This is a genomic window from Rhizobium sp. BR 250 (genome assembly GCF_047445855.1).
Classification (GTDB): Bacteria; Pseudomonadota; Alphaproteobacteria; order Rhizobiales; family Rhizobiaceae; genus Agrobacterium; species Agrobacterium tumefaciens_I.
Genome location: NZ_JARWKW010000008.1, coordinates 78,607 through 101,189 on the forward strand (window position 1 = coordinate 78,607; position 22,583 = coordinate 101,189).

Below are 22,583 nucleotides of genomic sequence, written 5' to 3' on the forward strand. Positions count from 1 at the left end.
CTGCACATGAATTTCCTGCAACTGTCATTCAATATGGCAGCCGGCCAGCCCCCATTAGCAGAGGGGGGCAAAACCTCCCGCAACCACTTACTTCGGCAGGATTCTGCCCGTCATATCCGCAAACCATTGGTTCAGGCCGAACCATGGTCCGTTGTCGAAGCGAACGACAGCGGGTGTACCGATTTCGGCCGACAGGTCGTGTCCGCCAAGATCGATCCTGACTGCTACACGGTTGCTGGTCGCAGCGGACTGTTCGCTGACTTTTGGCAACTGAGACACCGTCACATCATGCAGAACCGTGCCCTGCGGCAGGTCGACGCTGACATGCGGCGCCTTATAGAGCGCCATCATATGTGAGCGATCCACCATGGCAACCACGTGCGGTTTGGCATCCGCATGACGCAGCCCCAACACCTGCGCTCCGGCCTTGGTCTGCGTATCGACAGCCAGACCGATGGGCTCGGCGGTGCAATCGCACGATGCGACGACCGACGTGCTCTGTCCGCTCTCGGTCAGAACGGTCAAAATCCGCTCACCACTTTTTACCGGTCCGGTCACCAGATTGGTGATAATGCCGTTGGCAGGTGCAAGAACCGGAACCGTATCGACCGTCACCACCGCACTATCGGCCTCGAAGACCCAGAGACGTTTATAGAGGCTGCTTGCCAGAAACGCTGCAAGCGCAAGCGACAGGACCAGCGTGGCGACAATGCCCACGGCTTTTCGGAATTTGCCAGCGCCCGGTACCGCCTCACCCGACTTTCGTGGCCGCAGTTTGACCTCGCCGGAAGCGCGTCTGGCGAAATCGAGAATGTCGTTACCCTCGACGAGCTCACCACTGATGTAGGAATCGTGAATATAACGCAGCATACGCTGCGCGGCCGGAGACGTACCGACAAATTTGAAACCCGTACGGCCAGTCTCCGCGCTGGAATGACGTACTTCCGCTTTCACGGGCAACATCATGTCGAAACCATCGAGAGGGATTTGCAACTGCAGGGGCAGAACATGTCCTTCTTCGAAGGTGACATCGCCTGTAGCGACGCCCACCCCGCCCAAAGACCAGTCGATCGATGAATATCTGTGCTGATCGATGACACATTTCAGCGGCAACTTATAGCGCGCATGCTGGCGTTGCTCATCCGCTTCGAAACTCACAATGCTCATATTCATTTTGGGCTCCTTCGCGGGTCAGCGCATACCGAAAATCGCAGTCGTCGCCTCAATGCCTGGGACCGACAATTGACCGACGAGCAACGATATGAGGGTTACAAACAGGGTAATCGATAAAACATGCATGTAGGTGGAAGAGGCGTTTTTCAGCGCGGCGGCTCGACCCGTGCCATTGGCGGACAGGGTTGTTTTCTGCCGCGTCCACTTCTGGCGATCGAGGTGGAAGAAAATGTAGGTTTTTATGATCGAGCCGAAAACCTGATTGAAATAGATAAAGAAGGGGTAGAAAATCGAAACCCGCGGTCGGGAATTGAACAGCATCAGCGTCATGATGTAGCGGGTCAGCAGGACCCAGGCGAAATAGGCCGCGAAAATGAGTGGATTTTCAAAAAGCCCGATCAGGATGACCATGACGAGGCCGGCAAGCGACGTCCACATCGAGATGCGCTGATCGAAGATCGTCCACCAGGTAAAATAACCGATATTCCAGGGACCAAGTGCTAGTGCACGGCCGTTTGTCCGCAGCATGTTGCCGAACCAGCGTGTCATCAATTGCGCCGCGGCCTGAAAAAAGCCTGTTGACGGTGGGTCTTCAACTGTCGAGACGGTGACATCGGGCACATACAGCATGTGATAATTGTTGCGCAGCAGCCAGTACCAGCTCGACTTGTCGTCGCCGGTGAGGAACTTCAGCCTGCCGAGACGCCAGTGCTCGATATAGTCCCGTTCCACCTGCCGAATGAAATCGGAATTGGTGATGACCGAGACGCGGAACATCGACATTCTGCCCGTCAGCGTCAGAACGCGCCTTGAAAGCCCGTTCGACGACATGAGAATGTGGCGTTGCGCAAACCGCAACGAATACCAGACGTGAAATGACGATTTTCCACGTACCCGCGAGGTTTCATCCGTGGTCAACGCACCAACGCGACCATCCGCGAAGAAACCGGCGCATCGATCGACGAGGTTCTCGGGCACGACGGAATCGCCATCGATAACTGCCACGACGTCATCGCCTTTCGGCTCCAGCTTGGAGACGGCCCGAAACGCGTAAGCCAGCGCATCCCGCTTGCCGCTGCCATTGATGCGGACAATCACGAGGCGGATATCGGTGTTTTCGCCGCAAATAAGCCGATGCATCGAACGGATCAGGCGCTGGTCGGACATTTCCACGATAGATGCGATGACCGTCGCCCCGCCCCGAGAAGCAAGCGCTGCCCGGAACGCGGCGCGATAGACCTCGGCTGTCGTGTCGCCGTCGATGCGAAAACTGGTTACGATGAGATAGGCATGGGGCGCGCGCCCGTTTTCCGCACTACGCTGTAGGTGATGATCCGCTCGAATGCGCATTTTTGGGAAGACAACTCGTCGGTAGATGTTGGACCGCACGAAATGCAGGACACCCCAAAAATACCGCCAGACGGCAAGTGCGCCGAGACCGAACAAGAGACCCGCGTTCGCGCCAAAAAGCACGCCTTCCGGGACGATCGCGATCAGGCTGGCGAGGCCAAGCACAAACAGCAGATGGGCTGGAAGGCTCTCGCTCCAATTGACGATAGCGGATTGCTCCCCTGCCTGAGAAGCCGGCGCTGTCAATAACCTATCAACAGGCAACACTTCGTCAGGAAGACCGAGCACTCTCTTTTCGAGATAGTGTCTCATAGCAGAATCCATCAATGAAATATATTTGCAAATCTTACGGTATAAAATTGCAATATGCCATGTACAATACGCTATTTACATACATACTATATGTTTATTTGAATAAAGAAAACCATAAATTGCAATATTCGCGCGTAAAATTCATATATTTACACAACATCGTCCAGATAACGCACGGGTATTTCCCACAATACGACTTTTGGAGCCGTTTGCGAGCGGAGTTTTTCCAGAAAATCCTGCATCGGCGCAAAAGGCCCCTTTCCTTCACTAGCGTAATTGAGAACGTCCACCTCGCATGTCGTCTTTAACTGATCTTCAAACGACCAAAGCGGGTTCGCGCTATAGCTCGTCCCGACCAGCGCGACTTGATCCGCCGGCCCAGCTCCAGCCTCGCCATCAGCAAATAGCGCATCGGCGTGATCCGCCCTGGCCGCAGCCGATATGGGTTGGATAATGTCTGAGCCCGCACCAGTCCCGGACAACATCCAGCCGGCATCGACAAACTTTGCGAGATCGCCGACATGGTTGACCTCGTGTTGTGATACGCTGTCAAATACCGTTTTCATCAACTGATCGCGATGGGGAATGGAGGCGCATGCCGCCTTGGCCGCCAGACCGCTGCCTTTGACCGTCCAATGCGTATCCGATCGCAAAAAAAGTTCTTCAGGCTTTGCAGAACCAAACGTCGCGGCCACGTCTGCGGCCGCTATCCCCTTTTTGTTCAGGAACGACATAAATCTCTCATAAAGATCGGCGTTGGTTTCCGGCAAAACGTTGCTGCCCAGTTGCCCGGCCACGATTTGCGCTTTGGGCGGGATCGGTACTATAATCAAAGTAGCGCCTGCTTCTGCCAATCTGGAGCGCACATCGGCAATCGTCTGGAAAGACGTTGCAAGGTTGGCCTCCGATGTTCGGCTCCAAGCAAACTCCTCTGCCGTGAAAAGCCAGCCGCCCCGGCCAACGATCGCTCCTTTCCTAGCTTCTCCGAAAACACCGAGAGAAACTGCATTAAAAAATTCGACGGCGAAATTGCTGAACGGCAATTCCCGCTCATAGCCTTCTTCAAGCCGACTGGCGACCTTCCCGGTCCAGATATCGGCAAGATCGTCCACTTTCAGGTCCTCATCCGGTATATCGACCACATAATTGGCGGTTATTCCGGCACCGGCCAGCAAAAGAAAGAGAACCGACGCGGTTGAAAGCAAACGTGGTGAGATCATGCGCCGTACTCCCTAAAACTGGAAATAGAGGAAGGGTGAATCATTGTCGGCCGTCAGCTTCAATATCGAAATCATGCCAAAGAAGCAGACGATGCCCGTCGCCGCCAAAGCGAAGCCCGCAGTAGACGGGTGACGTGGCATATGGATCAATCGCTCGGCCGGAAAAGTTCGGTTGAACCACGGCTCAATAAATACCACCGCCACGCCAACGGCCAGGGAAGCGAGAGCGAAGTTTTTGATCTGCCAGGCGATATCCGGCTGGATATGAAATCCGTTGAGGCCTGACATTCCACGATACATGTCGACCGCGCTGTGCACGTCGAGTGATCGGAACATGACCCAGCCGAGCATGACCAGCACTAAGGTACCACCCAGCGCCACCAGAGAGCGTTTATCGGACGGCGTAATCCCGAGCACGCGCTCCAATGCCAGGAGCCCGCCGTGCCAAACACCCCACAAGATGAAGGTCCAGTTCGCGCCATGCCACAGTCCGCCCAGCACCATGGTAATGAACAGGTTGAAATACGTCCTTGCCGTTCCCAGCCGGTTTCCCCCAAGCGGAATATAGAGATAGTCCCGCAGCCAGGCCGAGAGGCTGAGATGCCAGCGACGCCAGAATTCCGTGATGGAACGGGAAATATAGGGACAGTCGAAATTTTCGATAAAACGGAATCCCATCATCATCCCCAATCCGATGGCCATGCTGGAATAGCCCGAAAAATCGAAATACAGCTGTATCGAATAAGCGATGGTCCCAAGCCAGGCCTCGGCAAACGTCGGATCGGCTTTGGCGAATATCGCATCCGCTATGGGTGCGACGGAATCCGCGATCAATACCTTCTTGGCCAGCCCCGCAAAAAAACGAATGCCGCCTTCGGCAAAAAGCTCAAGCGAATGCTCGCGATACGTGAACTGACGGGCAAGGTCCTTGTAACGCAGGACCGGACCGGCGACCAATTGCGGGAACAGAGCCTTGAATGCTGCAAAATCGAAGAAGTTCTGCGCTGGCGGCGCGTCTTCCCTATAAATATCGATCAGATAAGAAATCGCCTGAAAAATATAAAACGAGATACCGATCGGTAGCAAGATTCGCGCATGCCACGATGTAAACGGGGCCCCCCCATTGAAGAGGTCCGCAAGGCTGTCCATAAAGAAATTGCAGTATTTGAAATAACCGAGCACGAGTAGAGGCCCGGAAATCGCAACAATCAGCAATCTTTTTCGCGCTTGCGCCGTCCGCTCCACATAGATCAGCTTTCCGAAGCTATAGCTCCAGAGCGTCACGAGAAAAAGCAGGGCAAGGTAATCTATCCTCCACCATCCGTAGAAAAGGTAGGAGAACAAAAGTATAATTAGTGATTTGTACCGAAAGGGAACGGAAAAATAGACACCGAGCGCAATCGGTAGAAACATAAATATGAATAAACTTGATGAAAAAACCATCTTATCGACTTTCTTCATGAAGGTCGAACTGAATATCCTCATATAAGAATATGAATTAATGCAGAAGTCAATAAGCTGTTAATAAAAAATTAAACCACTTGATGTGTTCAGCAGACTTTCGAATCACAGTTGTGAAGGCGAGATTGGAGTAGCGTTGCGATGACAACAGCAACCACTCTCATCACTCACGATATCGGACGATTTTATCCCGCCACGAAAGAAGCACACGCAGAGATGACGGGGTGATGCGACCGCTTTCACCTGGCATGGCGGTGTCAGTCGAAATCAAGACCGGCACACGCAGGATCATTGACTATTTCTGGTCGCCAGTCGCGCAGGTGGCGTCTGAGGCGATGCAGGAGCGGTGACTGCTGGATGACTTGTCCTTTATATATTTCTGGACGGACTTCGCATTTCTATAGGGGGTATCCAGATACTGCAGACCGAATAATATTCCAATCTGTATCGGGGCGATAATCGCCATAGCAACGCCAAACACAGATTCCTTATCAACAACTGAATACAAAGTCGCGCCACCACTGACTGTAATCATTAATCCCAGCAGATACAGCATGTAGTGGCCTACCGTTTGACCGGCAGTAATCCTGACAGACAGACTTCCATTAGACGGGAACAGATGCACGGGATAGATGGTTCTCAGCGTCCTCCAGCTAAACTTGCTCTCGATCGCGCGCTCGAGCTCGAGCAGCGCTCCCAGTTCATTCGCGTTTTTAGGCTTGATACCCGTAAGAATGAAGAATGCCTCGGCATTGTATCGTTTCTTCGACAAGTCGCGCAAAGACGCGGGAACGTTCTCGTCGGAAATCAGACTTCGCAACTCCTCAAATTCGGGTGAAATCCATTTGTCACGTTCGCGGGTAAATTCCTCCAACAAACGCGGCAGGAGCGGAAACGAAAACGCGCCCACGATCAATGGGAAAACGACAAACTCCAAAACTGATGACACTGCTTGATCCGACTGTTTCACCGATATGATTTCCGTGAATTTCGCGTGGCCGTTTCGTCCATGCAAGAATTCGTGACATCGCAAATGACAATTCCAGTGCATAAAATCCGCTTATTGCTCGCTAGTAGACTGACAGGCCGTGATGGGCTAATCGGGGCAACTGTTGAAGAGGAGCCTGAGCGAAAAGCCAGCTGCGCCTCTGAGAGCAGGCCCTCCCGCGCTCGCTAAACACTCACAAGGGTTGCAGCAGATCCGATATTATGATGCGACCGTAGGGTAAGGATTATAAAAAGCTGGGAGCGAGCCGTTGCGACTTATTTCGCCAGGCTAGAAACCTTTTGGCGTGCTCGCATTCAGAAATCGGACGGACCTTTCCCCTCCATCCGTCCTGCCTTCCAGCCCTGTAGGGCTGGCACCGCTCGAAACCTCCCGCCGGAGGGTTGCTTTTTGCCGGAAACATCGGGTTCCGGAAAGCCGAAGGCCGTAAGAGGCGCGAAAGACAGCATAGCTATTGGTCACTAACGTTCGGCCGTCGCAGCCAACGCCCCTTATCGCAACGACCGGTCCTTATCGATGGACCCGCAATCCCATGTATCTCGGCATGGCAATTATCTATGCAGGCCTTGCGATCGGCTTCGAGGGGTCGGTCACTTTCGCCTTGCTCCCGTTGGTGCTGGTCGCGGTCCAGACGCAAGCGATTGCCCGCGGAGAGCACTATCTCGAAGAGAAGTTCGGCGACGACTACCGCCGCTACAAGGCCGAGGTTCGCCGCTGGCTCTGACTATTTTGCCGCTGCCACCTGAGGGTCCATATCGGTGTGCCGACCTGCCACGGCCTCGGCACTTCCCTGTATTGGAGGACTAACGGAGACCGACTTCACGTTTTGAAATGAACGGTCACCGAAAATGAGTTCCCATTTTGTGCCTGTGCGGTCATGTCTTTGTGAAAATCCGTATGAGCCATTGCTCGACGACACACGAATTAAAGAGCTGACAGTATGGAAAATCCGGTTGCATTGAATCATCTTTCCGAGAACACGGTCTTCCGTGAAGGCGATGTTTTCGTACTCTTCGGAGAACTGTTCGGTCGCGGATACGCCACCGGCTTGCTCGACGAGGCCAGACGGGCTGGAATGGAGATTGTGGGGATCACCGTCGGGCGGCGCGACGAGAACAACGCACTGCGGCCGCTCAACGCCGAGGAACTGTCTTCGGCGGAGGCCCAGTTGGGCGGCAGGATCATCAACATACCTCTTATGGCGGGTTTCGATCTCGATGCGCCCGCAGACGGCCCAACTCCCACCGATCTTCTGGCAAAGATGACGCTTGAGAGCTGGGAACACGACAAGCTCGACTGGGACTATGTCGGCCAATGCCGCGACATCGCCACTGCGCGTTTCACGGAGTCGCTTTCAAAGGTCATGACCGTTCTGGACGGAATGATCGCCGATGGCCGCAATGTTTTCTTCGCCCACACAATGGCCGGGGGTATTCCGAAGGCGAAGGTATTCCTGGTCGTCGCCAATCGAATCTACAAGGGAACTGGCACTCGCCACATGTCGTCGCAGACCTTGCTCGACAGTGACATGGGAAAGCTCATTCTACAGAATTTTGAGGATGTCTCCGCAAACACCTTTCGCCATCTCATTGATTTCAGCGCGGCGATCCGCGAGCGCGTGGAAGCTTCGGGCGGACAAGTGCGGTACACGGCCTATGGTTACCACGGATCGGCGGTCCTCATTGACGGAAGCTATCGTTGGCAGACCTACACCAACTACACCCAAGGTTATGCGAAGATGCGGCTCGAAGGCATTGCAGAGCAAGCCTGGGCGACAGGGATCAAGGCAACTGTCTATAACTGCCCCGAAATCCGGACCAATTCCTCCGATGTGTTCACGGGTATCGAGCTGCCCCTGATACCGCTGCTGCTTGCGTTGAAGAAAGAAAACGGTGGCCAGTGGGCAGATGAACAGTGGCAGGCCTGCCAGCAGCTTCTGGCCGACGGCTTGACCATGACGGATGTTTTCCGGAAGATCACCGACATGCAGGCCAGCGAGGTCATGCGTCCGTTCTATGATTTTTCGGCTTGGCCCATGGCAAATAGCCAGGCACAGGCCGATTTGACCATCGGCACGTCAAACGAGATCACCCAGATGCATCGGGATGGCAAGGTGATGATCAGCGACCTTCTGAGCGGTCTCGTTCTGAAGGCAACCGGGCAGCTAATTTTCGGCGAATCTTCCGAACCCTCCGGTCCCGTCCTGTGGCTCAACCACGATATCGTGGCTCGGCGACTTAACGCTTCCCACCCGCATTCGAAGTCTCCCGCGCCGCTTATCGCGCAGGGAATGCAATCCTCGCACCTTGAGACGGCGTGAAGGCTTCCCAGCCTAGCGTGGAAGCTGGGTGTTTTGGGCATGAAGCGACGAATCTTGCGACGGGAATCGCCCCCATATCTGCCGTAGGGCGTACGGCGGCGTTTTCCCCGCCGCTGCGAAACGCGGCAGCACGGCAATTCCCATTCCTTCGACCGCGGCACGACGTAGCGCCAGGGCGTCATTGGCCTGGAAGCTGCCGGCTACCGGCATCGCAATCTGCCTCTGTCCGTCCTCGGCGATTGCGTTTCAGTCAGGTTATGAATCCAGGACAGCGGCAACGCACATGAGCGGCCGAACGTTGTGCAACGCACAAATTTCGGAGGAATAGGCATGAAATTCGGATTTTTAGATACATATCATCCGAAAAAATTCGTCTAAAACTCTCCCAACTCAAGGAGAGAAACCATGACGGACACGACATCCCAATTTGATGGGTCAACAATTGCCCTGGAGGCCGCCGAGCAACCCGCATGGACCGCTGCGACCTGGTTCGCGGTTCTTTCGATGGCGGCCACCAGCTTTGCGCTGGTATCGGCCGAGTTCCTGCCGGCGGGATTGTTGACGCCCATGGCGCGCGATCTCGGCATTACCGAGGGTACTGCCGGACAGGTCGTGACGGCGACCGCTTCCGTAGGCGCCGTGACGGCTTTGCTGAGCAATGTTCTGATCGGCAAACTGAACCGCAAGACCGTGCTTGTCGGCCTTAGCGCGCTGGCGATTGGCTCCAACATTCTGGCGTCATTTGCTGGCGATTTCTGGCTATTGCTGGTAGGCCGGGCGGGACTGGGGATCGCGCTCAGCGGTTTCTGGGCGCTTTCGGTTGCGGTTGTGGCGCGGCTCGTCGGCGCAAATTCGACCGGCCGCGGCATGGCTATCGTCACCCTCGGCGTTTCGCTTGCCACCATCGCTGCCCCTTCAATGGGCGCCTTGATCAGTGACTGGCTGGGATGGCGCATCGCCATGTCGATGACGGCGGGACTTGCCATAATTGCCATGCTGCTGCAGATATTCAGCCTGCCGTCGCTGCCGGCAAGCACGAGCAACAGTCTTTCCGATGTTCTGCGGCTGACGCGGCGGCGCAGCGTGCAACTGGGGATGCTTGCAATCCTGTTGCTGATGACGGGACATTTTGCCGGTTCGGTCTATGTGCGTCCCTTCCTCGAACAGGTGACGCTGCTTGACACCACGCCGATTGCCCTCGCCCTGCTCGGCTTTGGCGTCGCCTCCGTAATCGGCAATGTGCTGGGTGGCCGGATGGCTGACACCAGTATCCGCCTCGCACTCATCGTCACCGCCGCCCTGATGGCATTTGCTACGATCGCCCTCGTTGTCTGGGGTGTTCATACCAGTGCTGCATTTGCTCTCGTCGCACTTTGGGGCCTTGCCTTCGGCATGGCGCCTGTGGTGCTGCCCACCAACCTTTCCCGCGGCGCGCCCGATGCCCTGGAGGCAGCGGGCAGCCTGATGGTCGTTTCTTTTCAGGTGGCTATCAGTATCGGTGCGGTTTTTGGCGGCTATATCGTCGATTCCTACGGTGCTACCGCTCCGTTGGCTCTGACCGCGATCCTGGCCGCATCCACGGTCGCTCTGGCTTTGCTGCAGCGTCCCGATTGATCACTGCCTTTCCGCCTTGCACCGTTTGGGGGCAAGGCGTCTGATCAAGCGCAATTGTGCTGGCGTTGCCTACGCCAGCACACAGGCGGACTAAATGGGCGGCGCTTCTCTAATCCGTGGGCGCTTAAGGTTCGCGGGTTTCGTTACTTGTTCTTCGCTTGGTCGTGATGCCACTTGATGGCGAAAAACATGCCTACGCCTAACACGAGAAGCTTGAACGGCAAGAAGACTATAGGGAAAAAATCCCACATTTCAGATATTCCAGGCTGTGACTCGATACTGTCTATTGTTAGGAAACACTACTTCAAAACCGCTGCAGACAACATCAGCCATTTTGACGCAGATGGCAGCATACATTCCCCATCACACGGCGCAGGTGGCTTGCGCCATGTTTCAGCGGACGCTCTCAGCGTCAAATATTGCGCAAGGACAATGTGATCCTTCCGATCGCGGCACAGGCCGTCGCTAATGCAGCCATTCGCAGCGATAAGCGAGAACCGGTTCGGCAAATCCTTTCAGACTGTAGCGATCGCCATGCACGAGGACATCGGCGCCGCCATATTCCTGGAAGGTCTTGTCCGATATCAGGATTTGATCGCTCTGGGCGGCAGCGCAAAGTCTTGCGGCCAATTGCACGGTGGTGCCGAAGAAATCATTGCTGTCTTCGATCGGCTCCCCACAATCCAGTCCGATGCGGATGTGAAGCGGCTCGCCGTTTTCGCTGTTATAGCGATGGAACTCGCGCTGGATATCAATGGCGCAGTCCACGGCAAATGGCGTGGAGGAGAACACGGCCATTATGCCATCACCGGTGTGTTTGACCTCCCGTCCCGATCGTCGCCCCAGACAACCACGCACGAGAGCATCATGCGCCCGGATGAGTTCCGTCGCCATACGATCACCGAGGCGCGACGTCATTTCGGTTGAACCGACAATATCCGTGAAAAGGATCGCGCGGTGGCCGGCGTCCATGTTTTTCGAGGCAGTCCCAACCGCTACCGGATCCTGTATTCGCCCCAGAAACGCTTCGACAGCCGAGAGGGCAACTTCCACCACTTCGCTGGCGACAAAGCCGTGCGCTTCCCGATGCACGCACTGCGCGGTTTCGGCATCCGGAGCGTCCATAAGGCAAAAGGCCGTGCCACGCCTTTCATCAAACCAGTAGGTTAAGAACCTGACGCCATACCGATCCTGGATGTTGATATCTTTGAGGTGTGCTGCGGCAATATCCGCCGCTGAAACTCCGGCAAGCTCGTGCCGGTCCATGAAGATAGGCATTGTTTCCTCCCAAGAGTATATCGTTGCCTCCTCTGCCGACCAGTTTACGACTTCCCCAAACCATCGTCTATCGCCCGTGTGGGTGACCCCGGACAGGAACGCACCACCGAAAAGAGCGATATCGGTTTAAGGGGTATTCGGCTATGTTATATGGCCTACGAGCATTCACTGACGCATCAATTTGCGGTCAGCCTTTGCCCGCCAACGAAGCAAATTGGGGGGAATGAGATGACACAGCTCGACGAAGCAAAACTGCATTCTTTCATTGGCAAAATGCTGGGTGACCTTGGTGGCGCCTTCAGCGTTCCGACTGTCAGGATCGGCTTGAGGCTGGGCCTGTTCGATGCGCTGCATCGCGCCGGGCCGCTGACATCCGCAGGGCTGGCCGCGGCATCTGGCGGCCTGTCGGAGCGATATGTCAGGGAGTGGGCCCTGGCACAGGCGGCAAACGGATACATCGACTACGACGGCGGCTCCGGGATGTTCAGTCTCTCACCCGAGCAGGCGATGGTGTTCGTCAACAAGGACAGTCCCGTCTATCTGGAAGGGGCTTTCGATCTGGTGGCCGCGATGATCGAGGGAGAACCGAAGGTCGAGCAGAGCTTCCGCACGGGCGGCGGGGTGCGGTGGGGAGACACCGCAGGTTGCCTGTTCTGCGCAACGGGCGCGTTCTTCCGTCCGGGATATGTGAACAATATCGTGCAATCGTGGCTGCCTGCCCTGCAAGGCGTCAAGGAAAAACTGGTGAAGGGCGCCAAGGTCGCCGATGTCGGCTGTGGCGTCGGTTTTTCGACGATTCTCATGGCCGAGGCTTATCCCAACACAAGCTTCATAGGCTATGACTTCCACGAACCGTCCATCGAAGAGGCGAACAGGCATGCCCGAAACCACGGGGTGGATGACCGGGTCAAGTTCCTTGCGGCAACGGCCAAGGACATCGAGGACAAGGACTTCGATCTCATAACCAGTTACGACTGCCTGCACGATATGGGGGATCCGCGTGGGTGCGCGGGGCACATGTCCCGTATCCTCAAAAAGGACGGCACCTGGATGATCGTCGAGCCCATCGCCGGCGATCGCCCTCAGGACAACATGAACCCCGTCGGCCGCCTCTATTACAACGCATCGACCATGATCTGTGTGCCGACGTCGCTTGATCAGGAAGTCGGTGAAGGATTGGGCGCCCAGGCTGGCGAAGCGAAGCTTGCCGAAGTCATCCGCTCAGGTGGGTTCACGCATGTCAGCCGAGCCTTTACGGGGCCTTTCAACATGGTCCTGGAGGCGCGCATCTAGGGCTGTTCGCGCTCTATCAAAGACAAACAGCGGGGATTTCTCCCCGCTGTGGTCATTCAACCGATATTTTCGGTGGGTCGCCAGCACGGGCGGTCTTGCCCCCGCACGGCGACAATCACGACCTCAGTAATGCACCGACTGGGAATCGATCGGCGTTACCTTCGGCGGGGCGAACTTCGTCAGGTCGATCCCTTCGACGGCGGAGCGATATTCCTCGATGCTCGGCGTACGGCCAAGGATGGCCGAGAGCACCACGACCGGCGTGGAGGCAAGCAGCGATTCACCCTTCTTTTCAGCCGTATCTTCCACCACGCGGCCCTGGAACAGGCGGGTGGAGGTTGCGAGAACCGTATCGCCCTTTTCGGCCTTTTCCTGGTTGCCCATGCACAGGTTGCAGCCCGGGCGTTCGAGATAGAGGATGTTCTCGTATTCCGTCCGGTTGCTGGTCTTCGGCTTCAGATCATCGAACTCGAAGCCAGAATATTTCTGCAGGATTTCCCAATCGCCTTCGGCCTTCAGCTCATCGATGATGTTGTAGGTCGGCGCGGCGACGACGAGCGGCGCCTTGAACTCGACCTTGCCTTCGGACTTCTCGATGTTCTTCAGCATCTGTGCGACGATCTTCATGTCGCCCTTGTGCACCATGCACGAACCGACGAAACCGAGATCGACCTTCTTGGTGCCGCCATAATAGGAGACCGGGCGGATCGTATCGTGGGTATAACGTCGGGACACGTCGACATTGTTGACATCGGGGTCGGCGATCATCGGCTCGTCGATGACGTCGAGATCCACGACGACTTCGGCGAAATATTTCGCGTTGTCATCGGGCTTCAGCGCCGGCTTTTCGCCCGAGCGGATTTCGGCAATGCGCTGATCCGCCTTGTCAATCAGGCCCTTGAGCGTCTGGGCGGCGTTATCCATGCCCTTTTCGATCATGATCTGGATGCGCGACTTGGCGATTTCCAGCGACTCGATCAGCGTTTCGTCCTGCGAGATGCAGATCGACGCCTTGGCCTTCATTTCGGCCGTCCAGTCGGTGAAGGTAAAGGCCTGATCGGCGAGCAGCGTGCCGATATGGACTTCGATGATGCGGCCCTGGAAGACGTTGTCGCCGTGCTGCTTCAGCATCTGCGCCTGTGTGGCATGCACCACGTCGCGGAAGTCCATATAGGGCTGCATCGTGCCCTTGAAGGTGACCTTGACCGATTGCGGGATCGGCATGGTCGCCTCACCCGTTGCCAGCGCCAGCGCGACGGTGCCGGAATCGGCGCCGAAGGCCACGCCCTTGGACATGCGGGTATGGCTGTCGCCGCCGATGATGATCGCCCAGTCATCCACGGTGATGTCGTTCAGCACCTTGTGGATCACGTCCGTCATGGAATGATAGACGCCCTTCGGGTCACGCGCGGTGATGACGCCGAAATTGTTCATGAAGGACATGAGCTTCGGAATGTTCGCCTGCGCCTTCTTGTCCCAGACGGAGGCCGTGTGGCAGCCCGACTGATAAGCGCCATCCACCAGCGGCGAAATGACGGTGGCCGCCATCGCTTCCAGTTCCTGCGCGGTCATCAGGCCGGTCGTATCCTGCGAACCGACGATATTGACCTTGACGCGAACGTCCGAGCCAGCATGCAGCACCTTGCCTGGCGTGACACCGACGGCGTTGCGGTTGAAGATCTTCTCGACGGCGGTGAGGCCCTGGCCCTCGATCGCGATTTCCTTGTTCGGTGCAAAGACCGGGGTCACCTCGACGCCGAGCGTCTGGGCCGCGAATGTCTGCAGCTTCTTGCCGAAAACGATGGCGTAGGAGCTGCCGGCCTTCATGAACTCCATCTTCTGGGGCGTGAAGGCGGCGGCGATATCTACCAGTTCCGTACCGGCCTCATCACGAAGCTTGCGGTTCTTGGCGTCGATCTTGAGGACGGTGCCGGTCTCGACCGAATATTTCTGCTCGAGGATCGGGTTGCCGTCATTGTTGAGGATCGGCTTGCCGTCTTCGCCGAGCTTCTTCACCCAGTTCTTGAGGTTGATGCCGATACCGCCCGTCACGTCGACGGTGGTGGCGAAGATCGGCGAAATGCCGTTGGTGCCGGCAACGATGGGGGCGTAGTTGACGAAGGGTACATAGGGGCTGGCCTGCTTGCCGGTCCACAGCGCCACGTTGTTGACGCCGGACATACGCGACGAGCCGACGCCCATCGTGCCCTTTTCGGCGATCATCATCACCCGCTTGTCGGGGTGCTGCTTCTGCAGCGCGACGATTTCCGCCTGCGCTTCCGGCGAGATCATACACTGGCCGTGCAGCTGGCGGTCGGAGCGCGAATGCGCCTGGTTGCCGGGCGACAGGAGGTCGGTGGAAATATCGCCTTCGGCGGCGATGAAGGTGACGATCTTGATCTCGTCCTCGACATCCGGAAGCTTGGTGAAGAATTCGGCCTTGGCGTAGCTTTCCAGCACGGCCTTGGCGATCGCATTGCCGGCCTTGTAGGCATCGCGCAGGCGGAACATGTCGGCATCATAAAGGAAGACCTGGGTCTTCAGCACTTCGCCAGCCTCGGCGGCGATCGCGGCGTCGTTGCCGAGCGCGATATCGAGCAGAACCTCGATGGAAGGACCACCCTTCATGTGCGACAGCAGTTCCAGCGCGAAGGACGGCGTGATTTCCGGAACGGGCACTTCGCCGAGAATGATCTGCTTCAGGAAGGCAGCCTTGACGCCAGCGGCGCTCGTGGTGCCCGGCAGGGTGTTGTAGATGAAGAATTTCAGCGCATCGGCGCGGTACTCGCTGCCGGCATCCTTGATGAGGGCGATGATTTCGGCCGTCAGTGCACCGTCATCGATCGGTTTGGGAGCAAGCCCCTGTTGTTCTCTGCTTTTGATTTCAGCCAGGTAATCCAGGTAAAGGTTCATCGCAATCCCAACGTCATGATGTCTATGGAGCCGATACAGAGCGCCACCCAACGGTATTGCTCATCGGCCCGGGTTTCTATCGATTTCGAGTACGCCAACCGGGGCTTGCTGACAAGATGTCGCATTTCAGTAAAAACCCGCAGAAGGGATTTAGCGTCGATCCCGGCACCGCAACCTGCCCAGGTGAATATACTTTCGATTGTACCCATCAATATATTTCAGCCAGTGGTTTTTCACGATCCCTTCATTAAGGATTTATTAACCAAATCAGCGCGAATATTAGACCATTCTAATTACCCGTTTTTGGCGTAGTTCGAAGACGCTCTCTGGGTAACCGGTAGCGTGGCAGCTTGGGGAGGCAGCATGAGGTTTTCGACATCAGGCTACTTGTTATCGCTGGCGGCACTTGTTCTCACACCGGCATCAGGCCTCGCGCAGGTCGCCACGACAAATTTCAACGTTCAGATTACCATTCAGGCGGCATGCCAGATCAATTCAGCCGGCAATCTCGACTTCGGGACCAATGGCGTGATTGGCAGCAATATCGACGCGACCAGTAACATTGTCGTGCAATGCACGGCCAGCACACCCTATAGCCTCGGCCTCAGCGCCGGTGCCGGCTCGGGGGCGACGGTTGCCAACCGACTGATGACATCGCCCGCGGGTGCGACCATTTCCTACTCGCTCTATACGACTGCGGCACATAGTACGGTGTGGGGCAACACCGTTGGAACGGACCGGCAAACGGGCACGGGAACCGGGGCACCGCAGACCTTCACTGTCTATGGGCGCGTACCTGCCCAGACGACACCTGCGGTCGGCGTCTATACCGATACGGTGACGGCCACGCTCAACTACTGATCGCCATAAGGAGGATCGCGCATGCGTCTTTTTACCTTAGCGGCTGCGTTTTTTGCCGGTTTGAGTGTCTCGCCTTCACAGGCTGCATCCTTGCGGGTCGCCCCCGTTCTTCTCGATCTCAAGGCCCCGACGGCGGCCTCCAGCCTGCGCATCTGGAACGATGCGAAAACCCCGATCAACGTGCAGGTTCGGATTTTCCGCTGGACCCAGCAGAATGGCCAGGATGTCTACACGGCGGTAAACGACGTCGTCGCCAGCCCGCCGATGACGCAGCTGAAGGGTGGCGCGGAAAATCTCATCCGCATCGTCCGGCTTTCCAAAACACCCGTCAGGGCGGAGGAGAGTTACCGCATCATCGTCGACGAATTGCCGCCGGCGGGAAAACCGCAATCCGGCACCGTCAATCTGGTGGTCCGCCACTCCATACCCGTTTTCTTCTCGCCCGCCTCCACCGGTGATGCGGAGCCGGTCTGGAAGGTGACGCCGCAGGGCAAGGGTTACAGGGTCTCGGTGTCGAACGCCGGTGAGAGGCGGATCAGGATCGCCAACCTGATACTTTCCGGCGGCAACGGCCAGCCGATTGGCCGCCAGCAGGGACTGGTGGGCTACGTGCTCGGCAAATCCGCCGCAACCTTCCTCGTTCCGGCAACGGGCGGCAAGGCCGGCGGCACGCTGAAGATTTCGGCAGACAGCGAAGGCGGCCCCGTCAATGCGACGGCGCGCGTCTCGGGCGGCTGACCTTGCCGTTTTGACGATTGCCGGTTTGACGGTCTTTTTTTCGGGCAATTTCTCCATGGCGCAGGATATTCCCCCTGCGGCAGCACCGCCTTCTTTTGCCGCAGGAGAAGCGGGACAATTGCAGCTCGAAGTCTACATCAACGATGTTTCGACGGACCTGATCGCGACATTTCGCCAAAACGACGCCGGATCGCTTCTCATCGAGCCGGATCAGCTGAAGAATATCGGGATTTCTCCGGTTGAGAGCGCCATAGGCGCGGATGGCTGGATCGATCTCTCCCGGCTGCCGGATGTGACGGCGCGTTACGATGAAAGCACCCAGTCCGTGCATTTCACCCTGTCGATGGCGGCGCGCGCGAGCAAGGTGATCGACGCCTCCGGCAAAAGCACGCAGGAGGAAGATGAAGAGACCGAGGAAAAGGCCACGAGCGATTTTGGAGGTCTGGTGAATTACACGATCTATGGTTCGTCCGGCGGTGGCACATGGTCGGATCTCGCCGATTTCAACGGCGTTTCCGCCCTTCTGGAAAGCCGGGTCTTCGGCCCGCTCGGCGTCCTGTCCTCGTCCCAGGTTCTGAGCACATCGCGCCTGTCGGAATTCGATACGCAGCGCCTCGATACCACCTGGAGCTATTCGAACGAAGAAACGCTGACGACCTACCGGGCCGGCGACCTGATCACCGGCGGGCTGAGCTGGACCCGCCCTACCCGGCTGGGTGGCCTGCAGGTCCGCCGGAATTTCGATCTGCGGCCGGATATCGTCACCATGCCCATGCCCGAATTTGCCGGTTCCGCCGCCGTGCCCTCCACGGTCGATGTCTATGTCAACAATATCCGCCACCTGTCGCAGGATGTGCCGGAAGGCCCCTTCTCCATCACCAATCTTCCCGTCATCAGCGGCGCGGGCAATGCGAGACTGGTGGTGCGGGATGCGCTCGGCCGCGAAATCGTGTCGGAAACGCCGTTTTATACCTCGCCGGACCTGCTGGCGCAGGGCCTCCTCGATTTCTCTGCCGAACTCGGTTTTGCCCGGCGCAACTACGGAACCTCGTCTTTCGATTATGACGACAGGCCACTCGGATCGGCGACGGTGCGTTACGGCGTATCGGACGGGTTCACGGTCGAAGGCCATGCGGAAGGCGGCGAGGATTTCTACAATATCGGCCTTGGCGGTGTTTTCACGCTCGGGGCCCACGGCTTGGCGGCACTTTCCGGCGCATCGAGCCGTTTCGGCGATGAAAGCGGCTATCAGCTTTCCGCAAGCGTCGAGGCCGAATTGCTCGGGGTAAGAATTAATGCACGATCGCAACGGGCATTCGGCGACTATAACGACATGGCCTCCGTCTCGGCCAGTTCATCGAAAAACCAGCCAATATCCGGACTGCTCAGCGTGCGGCCGCCGCGCGCCCTCGACCAGATTTCCGTTTCCACGCAGCTGGGTTTCGATGAAACCAGCCTGAACTTCTCCTACACCCAGCTCGAAACCTTCGACGAGCGCCGATCCCGCCTTCTCGGTCTCTCCGCCACACGGCCCTTTGGTGAAAACGGCAATATCTTCATCACCGCCTATAAGGACCTCGAAGACAGCAACTCTTACGGCATTTTTGCCGGTCTCTCCTGGTCGTTCGGCGGCGGTGTCTCGGGCTCCGCCGGCATGTCCTCCAATGCCGATGGATATTCGCTGACGGCGGAAGTCGTGAAATCCGAAGAACAGGCGGAGGGAAGTTATGGCTGGCGGCTGCGCGGCGCGCTCGGCGGCAACGACATCGTCTCCGCATCCGGCAGCTATCGCGGCAGCGCCGCACGCGTTTCGGCCGGTATCGACCAGTTCAACCGCACGACACAGGCCTATGCCCAGATCGAAGGATCGATCGCGCTCGCCGGCGGTGATGTCTTTGTTGGCAACCGGATCGACGACGCCTTCGCCATCGTGGATGCTGGCGCGCCCGGTGTCGATATCCTGCTCGAAAACCGCCCGATAGGTCAGACGAACCGTCGCGGCAAAATATTGCTGCCGAACCTGCGCGCCTATGACGTCAACAACATCACGCTCGACCCCAGCAACCTGCCCGTCGACGCCCGCATCGACCGCACGAAACAGACGGTGAGGCCGACCGAGCGTGCCGGCGCGGTCGTCAATTTCAATGTGGAAACCGAAGGCCAGGTGGCGCTTGTGACGCTGAAAAACGAAAGCGGCGACTTCATCGAAACCGGTTCGACCGGCACGATCGACGGCAAGCGCGAGTTCATCGTCGGCTACGACGGACAGGCCTATCTCGACAATATCGGCGAAACCCATCGGCTCAGCATCACCCAACCCACCAGGGGAAAATGTGAGGCCGAAATCACTGTCCCTACCGCAGGCGCTCAACGCGCAACTCTCGAAACCCTCTGCAGGAGCGTTCAATGAAGGTCCTGATCCGAGCTGCGCTTGCCATCGCCGCTTCTTTCGCCGCCTCCCCGGTTCTGGCGCAAACCTGCACCTTCAGCATGTCGGATATGAATTTCGGCTTCGTCAACCTCGCAGGTGGCGCTGCGGTGGACACCACGGCGACATTGTCGGTGACCTGCAATAACCCATTGTCGCTGGCGCTTTCCATTCGCATCTGCCCCAACATCAACGCCGGCAGCGGTGGACAGTCGGGCGGCATCCGGCGGATGCTCCAGGGCAGCAACATCCTCAATTACCAGCTCTATCAGAATTCCGCCCGAACGACCTCCTGGGGATCGGTCAGTCAGCCGGCGCTCGGCTCGCCGCCGCCGATCGATATGGCGTTGCCACTGCTGATCAACACCACCACCCGCACGGTTTACGGCAGGATCAATGCGGGCCAGGCCTCTGCGGCGCGCGGACTTTATCTCTCCAGCTTTGCCGGTGCCGAGACCAACTTCACCTATACGGGTTTTACCTTGATCGCACCAAGTTGCTCTTCCGTGACCCAGAACCCCACGCAGGTGCCTTTCACCGTGAGCGCCGCGGTGGCGCCCACCTGCATCATCTCGGCCCAGAACATCGATTTCGGCAGCCACGGCGTGCTCAACACGGCGGTCGATGCGAACGGCGCCATCAATCTCACCTGCACCAACGGCCTGAACTACAGCGTGGCGCTGAATGGCGGTCTGAGCAACAGCCCGCCCGCTGCACGCCAGATGGTGCAGGGTGCATCATCCATCATCTACGGCCTCTATCGCGATATAGGTCGCACCAATGTGTGGGGAAGCGCCACCGGGCAAATCGCTACCGGCACGGGAAACGGCAGCCTGCAGACTTTGACCGTCTATGGGCGCGTGCCGGCGCAGAACACACCGGCACCGGGAAATTACTCCGATACGGTCGTCGTAACGGTGAATTACTGAGGCGCATCGGATAAGGCCCCAAGTTCCAGCCGCCGATCAATGCCGATGCTGGTGAGAAACGCCTCGTCATGGCTGACGACCAGCAAGGCGCCGTCATAGGCCCTGAGGCCCGCCTCCACGGCGGCGATGGAGTCGATATCCAGATGGTTCGTCGGCTCATCAAGGATCAGCAATTGCGGCGGCTGAGGACCACCGAGGACACAGGCAAGGCCGGCACGCAGCATCTGCCCGCCTGAAAGTGTTCCGACAATCCGTAAGGCGGCATCGGCACGGAACATGAAGCGCGCGAGCGCCGCCCGGCAGGCATTTTCCCCTGATTGCGGGTTGAGCCTGAGGAAGTTGTCACGGATCGACAGTTTCGCATCCAGCAGGCTGACCTGCTGGTCGAGGAACGCCGCGTTGACACCGAGGTGAAACCTTCCTGCGAAGGGTGGCAAATCCCCTGTTATCACCGACAGCAGCGTCGTTTTTCCCGATCCGTTCGGACCGGTAACGGCGACCCGTTGCGGACCGGTGATCTCGAAGGACAGATCGACAAGCACGGGATGTTCGGCGGAATATCCCGCAGTCAGCTTTTGCAGGCTCAGCACTGTTTTCGTCGCGTGCAGGCCGCTGGGCGGCAGGGTGACGGTAACGTCCTGCAGGATTTCGATCCTTTCACGCGCCGTCCGCAAATCATCCGTCGCTTCGGCTTTCAGGCGGGTAGCGAGATTGGCATTGTCACCGTTGGTCTTTTCGGCGCGTCTTTTCATGCCACCGGCAACGATGCGCGGCATGTCCCCCTTCGCCGCCTTTGCAGCCCCCTTCGCATCGCGGCGGGCCTTGCGTTCCAACGCCTCCTGCGACTTCCTCCTGACCTCGGAGAGCCGTTTTTCGGCGCTGGCAAGGTCCTGTTCGGCGGCTGCCAGTTCCAGCGCCTTTTGCGCGCGGTAATGGCTCCAGTTGCCGCCATAGCGCGTGGCACCGAGCGAGGTCATCTCGACTATGGCATCGAACGTCTCGAGAAGTTCGCGATCATGGCTGACCACGATCGCGCCGCCACGCCAACCCGCCAGGAAATCGGCAACGAAGATGCGGCCATCGCGGTCGAGATTGTTGGTCGGTTCGTCGAGGATCAGGAAATCCGGCGCGGCGTGGATCTGCGCGGCAAGTGCTGCCCGTGTGCGTTGCCCGCCCGAGAGCGCGGAAAGCGGTGTGGCGGGGGATGCATCGAGCCCGACCCCGGCCAACGCCTCGGCAATCGCCTCCTCCAGCATCCAGTCGACGTCGCCGAGTTCCTCGAGCGTCGCCATTCCCGCCTGCGCGCGCGAAAGGACCTGCAGCGCATGGCGCGCGTCGAACAGGTCGGCGATGGTCTCACCGTCCCTGACCTGCACGCTTTGCCGCAGAACGCCGATCCTGCCGGAAACGGAGACCGTGCCGGCAGAGGGTGACAACTCGCCGGCGATCAGCTTCAGAAGCGTCGTCTTGCCGACGCCGTTGCGCCCCACAAGGCCAACGCGTTCAAGGCCGAAGCGAAGATTGATGCTGGAAAAAAGCGGATGACCGTCAGGTGTTGCCCACGAGAGGTCTGAAAGGGTGATGGAATGCGGCATGGATATGGGTTCTCCTGATGACAAGGCGTTGCGGCTTTGTGATCGGGTTGAAATCCATGATGCACCATCCTGTTGGTATTGCGGAGAAAACG

At 57.8% G+C, this 22,583-nt stretch carries 15 protein-coding genes and 1 pseudogene; 8 read left to right on the forward strand and 8 right to left on the reverse strand.

The window, feature by feature from the left end; translation table 11 throughout:
• Positions 1–87: 87 nt before the first annotated feature.
• The 5 genes from QD336_RS14505 to QD336_RS14525 form a co-directional block, all read right to left on the reverse strand.
• Complete coding sequence (locus tag QD336_RS14505; RefSeq protein ID WP_499171141.1) at positions 88–1,173, reverse strand: PilZ domain-containing protein; 1,086 nt, start codon at positions 1,171–1,173, stop codon at positions 88–90.
• 18 nt (positions 1,174–1,191) lie between these two features.
• A complete protein-coding gene (locus QD336_RS14510; RefSeq protein ID WP_499171142.1) occupies positions 1,192–2,835 on the reverse strand; it encodes a glycosyltransferase in 1,644 nt (547 codons plus the stop codon).
• Positions 2,836–2,984: 149 nt separating this feature from the next.
• On the reverse strand, positions 2,985–4,055 hold the full coding sequence (locus QD336_RS14515; protein ID WP_499171143.1) for an alginate O-acetyltransferase AlgX-related protein: 1,071 nt from the start codon (positions 4,053–4,055) through the stop codon (positions 2,985–2,987).
• Between the two features lie 12 nt (positions 4,056–4,067).
• A complete protein-coding gene (locus tag QD336_RS14520) occupies positions 4,068–5,516 on the reverse strand; it encodes an MBOAT family O-acyltransferase (protein ID WP_499171144.1) in 1,449 nt (482 codons plus the stop codon).
• Positions 5,517–5,811: 295 nt separating this feature from the next.
• The gene (locus QD336_RS14525; protein ID WP_499171145.1) at positions 5,812–6,486 is read right to left on the reverse strand and encodes a hypothetical protein; all 675 of its coding nucleotides are present in this window, start codon (positions 6,484–6,486) and stop codon (positions 5,812–5,814) included.
• Between the two features lie 490 nt (positions 6,487–6,976).
• On the opposite strand from QD336_RS14525, the pseudogene QD336_RS14530 reads away from it, so the two are divergent.
• The 3 genes and pseudogenes from QD336_RS14530 to QD336_RS14540 all read left to right on the forward strand — a co-directional run.
• Positions 6,977–7,246 (forward strand): annotated as a pseudogene (locus tag QD336_RS14530) (methyltransferase family protein); the annotation flags it as partial.
• Positions 7,247–7,462: 216 nt separating this feature from the next.
• Positions 7,463–8,842 carry an enoyl ACP reductase FabMG family protein gene (locus QD336_RS14535; protein WP_499171146.1) on the forward strand — a complete coding sequence of 460 codons (1,380 nt, stop codon included), beginning with the start codon at positions 7,463–7,465 and terminating at the stop codon, positions 8,840–8,842.
• A 405-nt stretch (positions 8,843–9,247) separates the two neighbouring features.
• Positions 9,248–10,456, forward strand: coding sequence for an MFS transporter (locus tag QD336_RS14540; protein ID WP_499171147.1), 1,209 nt, complete (start codon positions 9,248–9,250; stop codon positions 10,454–10,456).
• Between the two features lie 465 nt (positions 10,457–10,921).
• Here the strand turns inward: QD336_RS14540 and QD336_RS14545 are convergent, their stop codons facing one another.
• Complete coding sequence (locus QD336_RS14545; RefSeq protein WP_499171148.1) at positions 10,922–11,734, reverse strand: nickel-binding protein; 813 nt, start codon at positions 11,732–11,734, stop codon at positions 10,922–10,924.
• Between the two features lie 228 nt (positions 11,735–11,962).
• Here QD336_RS14545 and QD336_RS14550 point away from each other — a divergent pair, with 228 nt between their 5' ends.
• A complete protein-coding gene (locus QD336_RS14550; protein WP_499171149.1) occupies positions 11,963–13,027 on the forward strand; it encodes a class I SAM-dependent methyltransferase in 1,065 nt (354 codons plus the stop codon).
• A 123-nt stretch (positions 13,028–13,150) separates the two neighbouring features.
• Here QD336_RS14550 and QD336_RS14555 read toward each other — a convergent pair whose 3' ends face one another.
• Complete coding sequence (locus QD336_RS14555; protein ID WP_499171150.1) at positions 13,151–15,940, reverse strand: bifunctional aconitate hydratase 2/2-methylisocitrate dehydratase; 2,790 nt, start codon at positions 15,938–15,940, stop codon at positions 13,151–13,153.
• Between the two features lie 363 nt (positions 15,941–16,303).
• On the opposite strand from QD336_RS14555, the gene QD336_RS14560 reads away from it, so the two are divergent.
• Genes QD336_RS14560 through QD336_RS14575 form a run of 4 tightly spaced genes read left to right on the forward strand, consistent with a single transcriptional unit; the run spans position 16,304 to position 20,896 of the window.
• Positions 16,304–16,801, forward strand: coding sequence for a Csu type fimbrial protein (locus QD336_RS14560; RefSeq protein ID WP_269343450.1), 498 nt, complete (start codon positions 16,304–16,306; stop codon positions 16,799–16,801).
• Between the two features lie 21 nt (positions 16,802–16,822).
• Positions 16,823–17,539 carry a fimbrial biogenesis chaperone gene (locus QD336_RS14565; RefSeq protein WP_499171151.1) on the forward strand — a complete coding sequence of 239 codons (717 nt, stop codon included), beginning with the start codon at positions 16,823–16,825 and terminating at the stop codon, positions 17,537–17,539.
• Entirely contained in the window at positions 17,511–19,949 is a 2,439-nt protein-coding gene (locus QD336_RS14570; RefSeq protein ID WP_499171152.1) for a fimbria/pilus outer membrane usher protein, read from the forward strand. Before QD336_RS14565 ends, QD336_RS14570 begins: the two co-directional genes overlap by 29 nt.
• Complete coding sequence (locus tag QD336_RS14575; protein ID WP_499171153.1) at positions 19,946–20,896, forward strand: Csu type fimbrial protein; 951 nt, start codon at positions 19,946–19,948, stop codon at positions 20,894–20,896. Before QD336_RS14570 ends, QD336_RS14575 begins: the two co-directional genes overlap by 4 nt.
• Here QD336_RS14575 and QD336_RS14580 read toward each other — a convergent pair.
• Positions 20,890–22,491: an ABC-F family ATP-binding cassette domain-containing protein gene (locus tag QD336_RS14580; protein ID WP_499171154.1), complete on the reverse strand. Its 1,602-nt coding sequence runs from the start codon at positions 22,489–22,491 to the stop codon at positions 20,890–20,892. The genes QD336_RS14575 and QD336_RS14580 overlap by 7 nt on opposite strands.
• Positions 22,492–22,583: the final 92 nt, after the last annotated feature.

Coding starts and splice junctions, on each gene's coding strand:
- QD336_RS14505 (WP_499171141.1), bottom strand. CDS start 1,173: ATGAATATGAGCATTGTGAGTTTCGAAGCGGATGAGCAACGCCAGCAT.
- QD336_RS14510 (WP_499171142.1), bottom strand. CDS start 2,835: ATGAGACACTATCTCGAAAAGAGAGTGCTCGGTCTTCCTGACGAAGTG.
- QD336_RS14515 (WP_499171143.1), bottom strand. CDS start 4,055: ATGATCTCACCACGTTTGCTTTCAACCGCGTCGGTTCTCTTTCTTTTG.
- QD336_RS14520 (WP_499171144.1), bottom strand. CDS start 5,516: ATGAAGAAAGTCGATAAGATGGTTTTTTCATCAAGTTTATTCATATTT.
- QD336_RS14535 (WP_499171146.1), top strand. CDS start 7,463: ATGGAAAATCCGGTTGCATTGAATCATCTTTCCGAGAACACGGTCTTC.
- QD336_RS14540 (WP_499171147.1), top strand. CDS start 9,248: ATGACGGACACGACATCCCAATTTGATGGGTCAACAATTGCCCTGGAG.
- QD336_RS14545 (WP_499171148.1), bottom strand. CDS start 11,734: ATGCCTATCTTCATGGACCGGCACGAGCTTGCCGGAGTTTCAGCGGCG.
- QD336_RS14550 (WP_499171149.1), top strand. CDS start 11,963: ATGACACAGCTCGACGAAGCAAAACTGCATTCTTTCATTGGCAAAATG.
- QD336_RS14555 (WP_499171150.1), bottom strand. CDS start 15,940: ATGAACCTTTACCTGGATTACCTGGCTGAAATCAAAAGCAGAGAACAA.
- QD336_RS14560 (WP_269343450.1), top strand. CDS start 16,304: ATGAGGTTTTCGACATCAGGCTACTTGTTATCGCTGGCGGCACTTGTT.
- QD336_RS14565 (WP_499171151.1), top strand. CDS start 16,823: ATGCGTCTTTTTACCTTAGCGGCTGCGTTTTTTGCCGGTTTGAGTGTC.
- QD336_RS14570 (WP_499171152.1), top strand. CDS start 17,511: ATGCGACGGCGCGCGTCTCGGGCGGCTGACCTTGCCGTTTTGACGATT.
- QD336_RS14575 (WP_499171153.1), top strand. CDS start 19,946: ATGAAGGTCCTGATCCGAGCTGCGCTTGCCATCGCCGCTTCTTTCGCC.
- QD336_RS14580 (WP_499171154.1), bottom strand. CDS start 22,491: ATGCCGCATTCCATCACCCTTTCAGACCTCTCGTGGGCAACACCTGAC.